13 protein-coding genes are annotated in these 12,158 nt (G+C 65.9%); 4 read left to right on the plus strand and 9 right to left on the minus strand.

Annotated features, from left to right (window positions below; genetic code table 11):
• Window positions 1-6 precede the first annotated feature (6 nt).
• Complete coding sequence (locus tag AC3B6C_RS02735; RefSeq protein ID WP_488374813.1) at window positions 7-135, minus strand: hypothetical protein; 129 nt, start codon at window positions 133-135, stop codon at window positions 7-9.
• Window positions 132-1,460 carry an MFS transporter gene (locus AC3B6C_RS02740; protein WP_488374814.1) on the minus strand — a complete coding sequence of 443 codons (1,329 nt, stop codon included), beginning with the start codon at window positions 1,458-1,460 and terminating at the stop codon, window positions 132-134. The genes AC3B6C_RS02735 and AC3B6C_RS02740 overlap by 4 nt, the downstream gene beginning before the upstream one ends.
• 220 nt (window positions 1,461-1,680) lie before the next feature.
• On the opposite strand from AC3B6C_RS02740, the gene AC3B6C_RS02745 reads away from it, so the two are divergent.
• The 3 genes from AC3B6C_RS02745 to AC3B6C_RS02755 are packed head-to-tail and all read left to right on the plus strand — an operon-like array spanning window position 1,681 to window position 4,557.
• Window positions 1,681-2,475 (plus strand): enoyl-CoA hydratase-related protein, encoded by a 795-nt coding sequence (locus AC3B6C_RS02745; protein WP_488374815.1) that lies wholly within the window; start codon window positions 1,681-1,683, stop codon window positions 2,473-2,475.
• Window positions 2,476-3,612 carry an acyl-CoA dehydrogenase family protein gene (locus AC3B6C_RS02750; protein ID WP_488374816.1) on the plus strand — a complete coding sequence of 379 codons (1,137 nt, stop codon included), beginning with the start codon at window positions 2,476-2,478 and terminating at the stop codon, window positions 3,610-3,612. It begins immediately after the preceding gene.
• Window positions 3,613-3,654: 42 nt separating this feature from the next.
• Window positions 3,655-4,557: an SDR family oxidoreductase gene (locus AC3B6C_RS02755; protein ID WP_488374817.1), complete on the plus strand. Its 903-nt coding sequence runs from the start codon at window positions 3,655-3,657 to the stop codon at window positions 4,555-4,557.
• Between the two features lie 88 nt (window positions 4,558-4,645).
• Here the strand turns inward: AC3B6C_RS02755 and AC3B6C_RS02760 are convergent, their stop codons facing one another.
• From AC3B6C_RS02760 to AC3B6C_RS02780, 5 genes are all read right to left on the minus strand, one after another.
• Window positions 4,646-5,671 carry an Rv3169 family protein gene (locus AC3B6C_RS02760; RefSeq protein WP_488374818.1) on the minus strand — a complete coding sequence of 342 codons (1,026 nt, stop codon included), beginning with the start codon at window positions 5,669-5,671 and terminating at the stop codon, window positions 4,646-4,648.
• A gap of 65 nt (window positions 5,672-5,736) precedes the next feature.
• Window positions 5,737-6,759, minus strand: a complete 1,023-nt coding sequence (locus AC3B6C_RS02765; RefSeq protein WP_488374819.1) for a phosphotransferase family protein — start codon at window positions 6,757-6,759, stop codon at window positions 5,737-5,739.
• A 5-nt stretch (window positions 6,760-6,764) separates the two neighbouring features.
• Window positions 6,765-7,577: an enoyl-CoA hydratase/isomerase family protein gene (locus AC3B6C_RS02770; protein WP_488374820.1), complete on the minus strand. Its 813-nt coding sequence runs from the start codon at window positions 7,575-7,577 to the stop codon at window positions 6,765-6,767.
• A 37-nt stretch (window positions 7,578-7,614) separates the two neighbouring features.
• The gene (locus AC3B6C_RS02775) at window positions 7,615-8,424 is read right to left on the minus strand and encodes an enoyl-CoA hydratase/isomerase family protein (protein ID WP_488374821.1); all 810 of its coding nucleotides are present in this window, start codon (window positions 8,422-8,424) and stop codon (window positions 7,615-7,617) included.
• Between the two features lie 50 nt (window positions 8,425-8,474).
• Window positions 8,475-9,257, minus strand: coding sequence for an enoyl-CoA hydratase/isomerase family protein (locus AC3B6C_RS02780; protein ID WP_488374822.1), 783 nt, complete (start codon window positions 9,255-9,257; stop codon window positions 8,475-8,477).
• Between the two features lie 198 nt (window positions 9,258-9,455).
• On the opposite strand from AC3B6C_RS02780, the gene AC3B6C_RS02785 reads away from it, so the two are divergent.
• Entirely contained in the window at window positions 9,456-10,229 is a 774-nt protein-coding gene (locus AC3B6C_RS02785) for a FadR/GntR family transcriptional regulator (RefSeq protein ID WP_488374823.1), read from the plus strand.
• Between the two features lie 16 nt (window positions 10,230-10,245).
• Here the strand turns inward: AC3B6C_RS02785 and AC3B6C_RS02790 are convergent, their stop codons facing one another.
• Together AC3B6C_RS02790 and menB are read right to left on the minus strand one after the other, a co-directional pair.
• On the minus strand, window positions 10,246-11,292 hold the full coding sequence (locus tag AC3B6C_RS02790; protein ID WP_488374824.1) for an LLM class flavin-dependent oxidoreductase: 1,047 nt from the start codon (window positions 11,290-11,292) through the stop codon (window positions 10,246-10,248).
• A 22-nt stretch (window positions 11,293-11,314) separates the two neighbouring features.
• Window positions 11,315-12,148: a 1,4-dihydroxy-2-naphthoyl-CoA synthase gene (gene menB / locus AC3B6C_RS02795; protein ID WP_488376209.1), complete on the minus strand. Its 834-nt coding sequence runs from the start codon at window positions 12,146-12,148 to the stop codon at window positions 11,315-11,317.
• Window positions 12,149-12,158: the final 10 nt, after the last annotated feature.

The following is a 12,158-nucleotide window of genomic DNA, read 5'->3' on the forward strand; positions in this document are numbered from 1 at the left end:
CCCCGCTCACGAGCGGAACACCCAGCCGACCAGTTCGGCCACGACCAGCACGACGAGCCCGGCCATCAGGATCAGAGCGGTGATGACGACCTCGATTGCCGTCATACCGACGGACACAACGGATCGCGCGCTCATCGTCGGGCCTCGGAGGCGTCGTCGCGCACGGATTCGGCGTCGGCTCCCGGGCCGGGGCCTGACTGGTCGTCGGCCAGTTCACGATGATCCAGCGAGTACCGGTACCTACCCATGCCGAGCAGGCACACGATCGCGACGACCACCATCGCGACGATGGGGACGATCCCGGCGCCATACGAACCGGTGAATCCGTACACCTGCCCGAGGATGAACACGCCGGTGGCAGAGCCCATGGCGAAGAGGAAGTACACGAATCCCAGCACGCGGCCATACGAATGCTTGGGGAAGTACCGGCTGATCATGTACGCGGCTATGTCCCCCTCCGCACCCAGCGCGAGCCCCACCAGGACGGCACCGAGGAACATCGGCGCCGGACTGTTCGACGAGATGAGTATTGCCACGCCGACACCGCAGAGAGCGAAGATCACCGAACCGATCGCCGGGGCGAACACCCGATCCAGCAGGTAACCCACGAGGAGCCGGGCGAACACCGAGGACAGACTCAACACCGACAGCACCGCAACGGCGACAGACCGGTCGATCCCCTTGTCGGTGGTCATCGGGACAACCTGCGACATCAGACCGAAGGTAGCCGTCGACACGAGGAAGATCGCGGCGCTGAGCAGCCAGAACTGGCGAGACCGGCGCGCGATCGACCACAGCGACTCGCCGGCGGTCCGGCCGGCCGCTCGCGCCTGTTCCCGCTCTTCCTCGAAGCGAGGAGGCATGCGCGTCACGAAAAGGTAGACAGCCGTCGGGATGATCGTGCAGAGGGCCCCGATGACGAGGAAGGTCCCCCGCCAGCCCACCAGGCCGAACACGAAGTTCGCCAGATACGGGATCAGCACGCCGCACGCGCCCATCCCGGCCATGAGCACACCGAGCGCGAGGCCTCGGCGGTCGGCGAACCAGGCGCTCACCACCGTCGCGTGGGCCACGGGGTTCAAGGCGCCCGCGCACGCGCCGATGATGATGCACAGCAGGTAGAAAACGGCCTGACTGTTCGGCAGCGCAGCCATCGACATCAAGCCGACACCGAAACCGAGGGTCATGGGAATGGCCGGAACCCGGGGACCGTAGCGGTCGACCAGCACTCCGAGGACGACGATGCTGACGCCGGTGAGGATCGTCTCGACGGAAAATCCGTTGGTGATGACGCTCCGATTCCAGCCGAAATCGTCGGCCATCTCCTTACCCAGGACATTGAACAGCACGTTGACCGTGCTGCTTCCGAACAGCAAGGTGAGGAACCCGGTGACGGCGAACCACCACCGGTTGAGCTGACGTGTGGGGGACGCGCCGGCGTCGCTCGCGGTCTCGGTCATCGGCCGCTTCTCCTTGTTCGTCTCCAGTCGCCTCGTCGGCACTGTGCCGAGAGTCACATGATCTGAACATATGGCCTGTCCAATTGTAAAGATCGGACCACTGCCTCGGCGACGAGCCTGTTGCCGACTTCCGGCGAGACGTCTATGGTTCTTGCAAATGGTCAGTCCAATGACCAGGAGCGGGCGGTGCGCCCACGACACGAGAGGACACCGAAGTCTGATGACCGAGTTCAGTGACATCACCTACGAAGTCGACAACGGTTTGGCATGGATCACCATCAACCGTCCGGAGCGCTACAACGCCTTCCGCGCGCAGACCGTGGACGAACTCGTCCTCGCTTTCAAGAGGGCGTGGGCAAGCAGTGACGTGGGAGTCATCGCGCTCACCGGCGCCGGCGACAAGGCGTTCTGTGCCGGCGGCGATCAGAAGCAGCGGATGGAGACCGGTGACTATGGGCCGTCGAACAGCGGCCTCTTCGAGGTCGAGGCGCTGCACCGCGTCATCCGCGACGCCCCGAAGCCGGTCATCGCGGCGGTGAACGGACTCGCCATCGGCGGCGGCCACGTGCTGCACGTGCTGTGCGACCTCACCATCGCCGCCGACACCGCGCAGTTCGGTCAGAACGGACCGCGGGTGGGCTCGTTCGACGCCGGTCTCGGGTCGGGCTACCTCGCACGCGTCGTCGGCGAGAAGCGGGCCCGGGAGATCTGGTTCATGCTGCGTCGCCTGTCGGCCGAGGAGGCCCTGGACTGGGGCCTGGTCAACAAGGTCGTCCCGGCAGCCGAGCTCCGCAACGAGGTGCGCGCCTGGGCCGACCAGATGCTGGACTTCTCGCCCACCGCGCTCAAGGTCCTCAAGCAGTCGATGAACACCGACACCGAGCACTTCGTCAGCATCGGAACCATGGCGTACTCCACGCTCGAGATCTTCGGCGACACACCCGAGGCCCAGGAAGGCATCACCGCCTTCAACGAGAAGCGCAAGCCCGACTTCTCCAAGTACCGGGGCAAGTGAGTGCGGTTCTCCCCCGAACAACGTGAGTTCGCGGCGGCAGTGCAGGAGTACTGTCGCCGCGAACTGGCAACTGTCGCCCAGCGCGACTCCGTGACCGACGGGGGCACGCTGTCGAACAGCCCCTCGGTGCTCGCCGACATGGCGCGCAACGGATGGCTGGGCGTGTCCCTGCCGGAGGATTTCGGCGGCGGCGGAGCAGGATTCGTCGACGAGTGTATCTTCCTCGAGGAATCCGCCCGGGGTCTCGCACCCATCACCGGGTACGCGACGGGATTGACCGCAGCCCAGACCTACCTGCGGTGGGGCACCGACGATCAGAAGAAGACCGTGGTCGCCAACCTGACGTCCGGGAGGCTGGAGGCGATCGCGCTCAGCGAGCCGGGCGCCGGCTCGGACCTCGCCGGCCTCCGGGTGAGTGCGCGGCGCGACGGCGACAGGTATGTCGTCAACGGTCAGAAGACGTGGATCTCCGCCGCCCACGTCGCCGAACACATCCTGGTGCTCGCGCGCGAGGATTCGTCCGGTACGAAACACCAGGGCATGACCCTGCTGATGGTGCCGACGTCCGCCGCGGGCGTGGAGATCCGCCCCATCGAGACGATGGAAGCCCACACCTGCAACGACGTGTTCTTCACCGACGTGGAAGTCCCTCGAGACGCCGTGGTCGGGACACCGCGCGAGGCGTGGAAACAGCTCATGCGCGGGTTGAGCATCGAACGACTGATCATCGCCGCCATGAGTGTCGGCGCGGCTCGTCGTGCATTGGATGACGTCATCGCCTACGCGCGCGGCCGCGAGCAGTTCGGCGTCCCGATCTCGTCGTTCCAGGCATTGCGCCATCGAATCGCGGATCTCGCAACCGATGTCGAGCTCGCGCGGGTGTTCGTGTACGACGTGGCAGCGAAAATCGACGCCGGCCTCGAAGATGACCTGGCCCGCGAGAGCGCGATGGCGAAGATGCGGTGCACCGAAGTCGCCAAGAACACCAGTCTGGAAGCGATGCAGTTGATGGGTGGCTACGGGTATGCGCGCGAATACGGCATGGAGGCGCAGGTCCGACGCGCACTCGCCCCACCGATCTACGGCGGTACCAACGAGATCCAGCGCGAGATCATCGCCAACCACGTCGGATTGTGATTCGCACCCCGGCGACGACCGTGCAAGAGATGGAGAAACACGATGACCGAGCAACAACCCACATTCTCGCCGCAACTCCTGTCGGGTAAGCGGATCCTGATCACCGGCGGCGGCACCGGCCTGGGACGCGGCGTCGCCCGCCACCTCGTCGAGCACGGCGCCGACGTCCATCTGTGGGGTCGCCGCGATGCAGTCCTCGCCGAAGCTGCGGACGAGGCATCGGCGTCTCGACCCGACTCTGTGCACTATCACACGGTGGATGTCCGCGACTACGACAACGTCGACGAGACGATGGGCCGTATCTGGGCGGACCACGGACCGCTGACCGGTGTGGTCAACAACGCGGCCGCCAACTTCATCGCGCAGACGAAGGATCTCAGTCCGCGCGCATTCTCCGCCATCACCAGCACGGTCATGAACGGGTCGTTCCACACCACCCATGCCGCCGGGAAACGCTGGATCGCAGACGGATTGCCCGGTTCCGTCCTGTCGACACTCACCACCTGGGTGTGGACCGGTTCGGCATTCGTGGTCCCGTCGGCGATGGCGAAGGCCGCGGTCCATTCGATGACGATGTCACTGGCCGTCGAGTGGGCGAAGTACAACATCCGGGTCAATGCCCTTGCCCCCGGTCCCATCCCGACCGACTATGCGTGGGAGATGCTCAACCCCACTGACAAGAGCGCGGTCGGCGCAACGCAGGCCGACCAGATCCCGGCGGGCCGCACCGGAACCATGGAGGAGCTCGCGAACCTCACCATGTTCTTGTTGTCCGACGCCTGTGACTACCTCACCGGACAGACGATCGCCATGGACGGCGGCCAGATGCTGGCCGGCCCCGGGACATTCGCCGGACTGACGAGTCTGACCGACGCCGACTGGGCGCAGATCAAGGAGACGAGCAAGGCCGCCTCGGAATCGAGCAAGGCCCAGCGGAGCGTGTGACACCGCACCGACCCAGAAGAGAACAGAAGGGGCGCATCCATCGGATGCGCCCCTTCTGTATGGGGTGGAACGTCGGCGAGCGAGACCCTCAGAGGGTGGGTCGGTACGTGTACTTCGAACTGCGGGTGAGAGCGAACTCGAAGACGCCGCTGCCGCGAAGACCGTCGAGGCTGAACGAGCACAACCGATCGGTGAGGGCGGAGTCGAGGGAACGCGGCGACACCGAACCGTCGAGCGGATACCGGTCGTGCTCGATGTGGTCGATGCCGTGGGACTCACCGTGGTGGCCACCGTATCCGGCGCCGGCCATGTATCCGCCGCCCGCACGGGCATCCGCGTGCACGACGTACTTCTCACCAGAACCGGTGGCGACCTGAACGTCACCCTCGACGAGATCGCCGGTCTCGGTGAACTCCAGTGAATGCCGGACGTCGACGATCGGGTCGAGCCTTCCGTCCTCGTGCATCACCGCACCCTCGAGAAGCAACCGGTCGTGGTCGCGGGTCTCGACGAGCAGGAAACCGACCGCGAAATCCGGGAACTGGGCCTGGTACCAGATGTGGAGTCCCTGACCACCGGACATCGTCCGGACTCCGCGCGACCTGTCCCGCTGTCCGTACCAACCGTCCACCGAGGTCTCGCGACCGTCGATCCGGAGCGATCCCTCGTAGCGCCCGGACTGGAAGAGATGATCGAACGCGGTGCGCGTGGCCGAGGAGTTCTCGACCGCGACCTCGCCGAACCAGGCCGGTGTCCTCGCCCGCCAGGTGAGATCGAACTCGACAGCGATGTCGTTGGGAGCCAGCGTGAGTCGCCATTCCTGGTTCGGCTCGACGACCTCGAAGGAGAACGGGCCGGCTCCCTGTCGTCCGCTGGCCTCGATCTCGCTGGAGAAGCGCAGATTACGCTGTTCGGCGTCGTCGGTGACGACGACGAAGCCGTCACTCGTCCCCCGGGGCGGGTAGATGCCGTACCCCATGATCACCGACGGCGAACGCTCGTCTACCGGATGCATGTTGAACATCAGTCGGTCGAAGAATCCCCGTGGCAGGTCCACTGCCTCCGGGCCGACGAGGCGGTCGTGAAAGCTTGCCGTATCCGTGTCTGCGGCCATCTGCGTTCCTTTCCAACGTTGCGGCGGCCGCGTGGGACGGCCGCACGTCTCCGGCCTGAGCCGGCTCAGGTGAGACCTGACGACCGGCGCGCATCGTCGAGGAACCGCTCCACGAGCGCCGGGTCGGTGTAGTACGGATCCCCGATGCCCTCCACGACCCGGCGGCGGCTGTATTCGTACAGCACGGCGAGCTTCCACAGCGACAACGTCGTGTACCACGCGAGGCCGCTGAGGTCCCGGCCCGTCCGGTCGCTGTACCGCTGCGCCAGTTCGTCTGTCGACGGATAACCGTCCTCGAGCAGCGCGGCACTGAGTTCCGCGGTCGGATTCATCGGGAGGCCCGCCGTCGGGACCGTCGCGAGCAGATAACCCACGTCGAGCAGCGGGTCGCCGATGGTGGCGAGTTCCCAGTCGAGGACCGCGGCGATGCGCCCCGGCGCTTCCGGTGCGACGACGACGTTGCCGATCCGGAAGTCGCAGTGGATCAGCGTGGCACCGGATTCCGACGGTGCGTTCTCCTGCAACCACTGATCGACATCGGCGAACTGTTCCGGCACGCGGTCGTTGTCGTCGACCACCAGACGACGCATCCGCTGGAGGTGACGACTGTTGAAACCCTCTGGGCGGCCCATCTTCTCGAGTCCGGCTGCGCGCCAGTCCACTGCGTGGAGTTCCGCGAGAGTGTCGATCATGCTGTGCCCGATCGCGCGACGGCATTCCGCGGTGTCGAGGGGGGACGGCGTCGTGGTCGTCACCACATGGCCGTCGGCGAAGCTCATGACGTAGAACGGGACGTCGAGCACCTCGCCGGCCTGTGCGACGGCGAGCACCTCGGGGACCGGTACGGCACTGGGAGCCAATGCCGACAGCAGCTTCGCCTCCCTGAGCATGTCGTGAGCGCCGGGCGGAATGGGCGGAGGCGGGGGACGCCGGACCACCACGCTGCTCGTCGCGTCACTGACGAGAAAGGTCAGGTTCGAGTGACCGTCGCCGATGGGTTTCGTCGTGATGTCACCGGTCAATATCCCGCGCGACTCGAGAAACCGGCGCAACGACGCCAGGGTCTCGGCGGTCCAGTCCCAGGCCATCGCGGTCACCGCCCGGTGAATTCGGGAGTCCGCTTCTCCTTGAAGGCGGCCAGCGCTTCGGGCATGTCCTCGGAACGGGTCAGGAGCGCCTGTCCACGGTTCTCCAGTTCCAGAGCGGCCTCGTACGAACCGATCTCGGTGTTCCGCTGGATGGCCCGCTTCGACATCCGCACGCCCCCCGGGGAGTTCTGTGCGATCTGCCGGGCCATCGCCAACGCCTCGTCGAACAACGACTCCGTGGGATGGACATGATTGACCAGACCGATGGCAAGCGCTTCGTCGGCTTCGACGATCCGTGCCGTGTAACCGATCTCGGCCGCCCGCGCCGGGTTGACCAATCGAGAGAGGTTGTACGAGGTGCCCAGTTCGCCGCACGAGAGTCCGACCTTGACGAATGCCGCGCTCATCTTCAGTGTCGGGGCTGCCAGTCGGATGTCGGCGGCCAGTGCGAGCGCCAGACCACCGCCGGTGGCGGGGCCATGGATGGCGGCGATCACCGGGAAGGGAAGGTGTCTGAGGGACTGGATACCGCCGGTCGCGGTCTCCTGGAACTTCAGGAACTCCCGGACGCCCATCTCGGTGATGACGTGGATCTCGTCCAGATCGAATCCGGCACAGAAGGCCCGCTCCCCCGTTCCGGTCAGGATGAGCGCGCGCAATCCGCTGTCGCGCAGCGCGCGTCCGGCGGCGAGGTACTCGTGGAACATCGTCACCGTCTGCGAGTTCATCCGATCAGGACGGTTGATCCGGAGCACCCCGACACCGGGCTCCGGCTCGTCGAAGGTCAGTGTCTCCAGTTCGGGGAACTCGAATGTCATGATCGCCTGCCTCGCCTCTTGTGGGGACACCGGATGCTCATCGGCCCTGGAAGACGGGCGCACGCTTCTCCTTGAAGGCGTTGAGCGCCTCGGCCATGTCCGGACTCCTCGTCAGCAGAGCCTGCCCGCGGTTCTCGAGTTCGAGGGCTGCCGCGTACGAGCCGACTTCGAGGTTGGCCTGCAGGGCGCGCTTGGACAACTGCACCCCGCCAGGCGAATTCGTGACGATCGTCTCGGCCAGGCCGATGGCGTCGGCGACCACGTCATCGGCGCTCACCGAATTGGCGAGGCCGAGTTGCGCGGCTTCCTCGGCCTCGACGATGCGTCCGGTGAAACAGATCTCGCTGGTCTTCGCCGGGCCGATCAGGCGGGTCAGGAGCCAGGAAGTCCCCAGATCTCCCGCGGACAGCCCGATCCGGACGAACGCGGCATTGAATTTCGCAGCGGCACCGGCGAGCCGGATGTCGGCGGCGAGCGCCAACGCGAGTCCACCGCCGGCGGCGGGGCCGTTGACCGCCGCGATGACCGGCACCCTCAGCGACCGGATCGCGGACAACGCCCGGGCGGCGCGTTCCTGCTGGTCGAGCATGCCCAGAGCACCCAGGTTGGGCAGGTCGTCGGCATCGGCGAGATCGTAACCCGAACAGAACGCCTTGCCCGCGCCGGTCAGGATGACCACTCGGCAGCTGTCCTCGGTCTCCAGACCCCAGGCAAGACGCTCGAGTTCCAGGAACATCGTGTTGGTCATCGCGTTGTAGCGATCCGGACGGTTGAGCGTGACCAGCACGATCCCCGGCTTCACCTCCTCCGCGAGGAAGGTCTCAAAGGTCTCGTCCAGAGTTTTCATCGCCCGGCTCCTAGTCATCGATGCAATGTCGAACGTCGGTCTGTGGGGTGTCAGCGGAACTGCGGTGCGCGCTTGGCGACGAATGCCGTAATGCCCTCGGCCGCCTCGCCGTGCTCGAACAGTGACTGGATCTCGGACACCTCGAATCGTGCGCCCTCCTCGATGGGGAGGTCGAAGGCGGCGTCGACGGTGCGGACGACGGACAACTGGGCCGGTAGCGACGGGCCGACCAGCTCGTCGGCGAACGACAGCCCCGCCTCGAGAACATCCCCGTCGGTCACGCGGTCGACCAATCCGATCCGGTAGGCCTCCTCGGCTCCGACCTGACGGGCGGTGAGCATGATGTCGAGCGCGCGGCCGCGGCCCACGAGACGCGGTAGTCGCTGGGTACCGCCGGCGCCGGGGATCAGGCCCAACTTCACCTCCGGCAAGCCGAATCTTCCACCGCTGCCGGACACGCGGAGCGTGCAGGCCATCGCCAGTTCGAGGCCGCCGCCGAGCGCGACGCCGTCCACAGCGGCGATGGAGATCCATTTCGCTGCGGCCAGGCGGTCGTTCACCTTCCGCATCTCGTCGCCATACGCGGTGAACGACTCGGCGTCGATCGAGGACAGATGCTTGATGTCGGCCCCGGCGGCGAAGAACTTCGGCAGCGCGGACGAGATCACCATGACCTTGACATCGCCGGCCTTCTCCGCGGCGTCGATGGCGAGGTGCAGTCCCTCCAGCAATCGAATCCCCAGCGCGTTGGCGGGTGGCCGGTTCAGCACGACCGAGGTGATGCCCGGCTTCACCGTCGTCCAGGTGACAATGTCGTCGGCTCGCTCGGTCATCGGCAGTCCCTCGCATCCATCGCGGCAGTCGTCGTTCGACCGCGGTTCTCCTGCAACGTAGCCATCCATCACATTCCAAGTCAACCATTACTTTGGTATGACCAAAATACCATGGACACACTTGTGCAGCTAGGAGTCGCATATGGACTCGCTCTGCTGTTAGATTAGGTACGACCAAATGCACAGGAAGTAGGTCTCATGCCCGAGTCGTCCTCGTCGAGCACGGTTGCACGTCATCCCGTTCAACTCCAGCCGATGCAGGTGCCCAAGGCATCCGATGTTCTCGCCAACGACCTTCGCGAACGAATCCTCCGGGGTGATTTTCCCTCCGGAACCGCATTGCCGCCGGAGCGGGAGCTGGTCACCCAGACCAAGATGAGTCGCACGACCGTACGTGAGGCGCTGCGGATTCTCGAGGTACAGGGCCTGGTCGCGATCAAAACCGGCCGATCCGGTGGCGCCTTCGTCCAGCAGCCCGGCGGCGACTCGGTGGCCACCTCGGTCAGCCTCCTCATCCGCGGTCAGCAACTGCGGCTGACGGCCCTCCTGGAGACCCGAGAGGCCATCGAGCCCGCGTGTGCGAGTTTGGCAGCGAAGTACCGGACCGACGACGACCTGGCAGCTCTCGACTCCGCGAACACCACGCTGGGGGACACTTCTCTGCCTCTCGAATCATTCCTGCAGGCGAACGTCGACTGGCACCTCGCCGTCGCCATCGCCAGCCACAACGAATTGCTGACCGGGTTCATGACGGCACTGTCGACCGCGATCTACAGCTCCACCGAGAACACCGCATTCGTCGACGACGACGTCCGAAAGACCACGCACCGTGCGCACAAGAACATCACAGACGCCATCCGGGCAGGCGATTCCGCGGCAGCGATGCGGCGGATGACCAAGCACGTCCACGGCTATGCCGAAGCCGTCGTGCAGGTCGAGCAGCGAACCGAGATCGACCTGTCCGACGCCTGACCGTCGGAACGTGACCTCAGACCGGTCGAGTCGCCAGATGCTTGCGCAGTCCCTCGAGGATCGCCGACGTGGTGGCGCGGGTCTGTTCATCGGACAGGCCCCATGGCGGCGCGATGAGGTCGAGATGATCGAACCCGTCGGGGATACGAGCGATCGCGTCGGCGAACTCCGAGGGAGCACAGGCGATGGTGATGGTGTCGATCATGTCGTCGGTCACCGCCCGCACGAGGGCTTCCTCGTCACGGTCGCGTGCAGCCTGTCGGATCACCTCTTGGTCCTTGCTCCAACCGTGTAGCTCGAACAACCGATCGTAGACACGGGACGCGGCGTATTGCCCGATGGCGAACGCCGCCTGACGACGCGCCAGGTCGACGTCGTCGTTGATCGCGCACATCCGGATCCCCATGATCGTCACGTCCGCCGGATCACGGTCGACGCTCCGCGCTCCCACCGAGATCTCGTCCTGCACCGGACCCCGGACGTACTCGGCGGTGAACATCGGGTGACCCACGAGCCCGTCGGCGTGGCGCCCCGCGGTGCGCAGCATGTGCTTGTTGACTCCCGCGATCCAGATCGGGATCTCGGGCCGTATCGGTACGGGCACATCCGCGGTCGGGGTGATGTGGATCGAGTAGAACCGTCCGTCATGGTGCACCGGACCTTCGTGGAGACGCCACAGCGCCTTCAGCACGGAGAGGAGTTCGGCCATCCTCGCCGCGGGCGCCTCGCCGCTCACGCCGTGCCAGGCCTCCATCATCTTGGGTGTTCCGTTGCCCAGCCCGAGAATGATTCGCCCACCTGACATCTCATCCAGATCGCGTGCCTCCGCCGCCCACATCAGCGGGCTCCGACCCACGCCGTAGGCGATGTTCGAGCCGATCGCAATGGTGCTGGTGCCGGCGGCGAGTGCGGCCATCGGGATGGTTGCCGACCGGCTGTAGAGTTCGCTGGTCCAGATCGCCGCGCACCCGGCCGCCTCGGCTTCGCGAGCGAGGTCGACCATCGAGGAGAAGCGCGCGGGACCTGTGCCGGTACCGAAAGCGTTGACGCCGAACGTCGTCATGAGTGGGGCCTTTCGCGTGGGGTCAGGAGCGCCGGGGAAACCGACCGAAGTCCGGGGTCCGCTTCGCCTTGAAGGCCTCGCGGCCCTCTTTGGCCTCGTCGGTCGAGTAGAAGAGCAGATTGGTGTCGTGTGCGAGCTGCTGGATTCCGGCGAGTCCGTCCTCGGCAGCGTGAAAACTCGCCTTCATCAGCCGCAGCGCCAACGGTGACAGTTCCAGCATCCGGCGACACCACGCGACGGTTTCCGACTCCAGATCCTTCAGCGGCACAACGGTGTTGACCAGGTTCATCTCGAGCGCCTGCGCGGCGTCGTACTGCCGGCACAGGAACCAGATCTCCTTGGCCTTACGGGCGCCGACGATGTTCGCCAGCAGTCCCGCGCCGAAACCGCCGTCGAACGAGCCCACCTGGGGGCCGACCTGTCCGAGCCGGGCGTTGTCGGCGGCGATCGTGAGGTCGCAGACGATCTGCAGCACATGCCCCCCGCCGATTGCGTAACCGGCGACCATGGCCACGACCGGCTTCGGGAGGCGTCGGATCTGCACCTGGAGGTCGGTGACATGGAACCGCCCGACCGCTCCCGGGCGGTCCGGTTCGGTCAGATAACCGGTGTCACCGCGCACCCGCTGATCGCCACCCGAACAGAACGCCTTGTCGCCCTCGCCGGTCAGCACGATGACTCCGATGGACGGGTCCTCACGCGCGTGCGTGAGTGCGTCGGAGATCTCGATCAGGGTCTGCGGGCGGAACGCATTGTGCACCTCGGGCCGGCAGATGGTGATCTTGGCGATCCCGTCCTCCGTACGGGAGTAGTCGACGTCCTCGTACCGCTGGACCGTCGACCACCCCACGGACACGTCGGTCACG

The organism is Gordonia sp. 11cp (genome assembly GCF_057767225.1).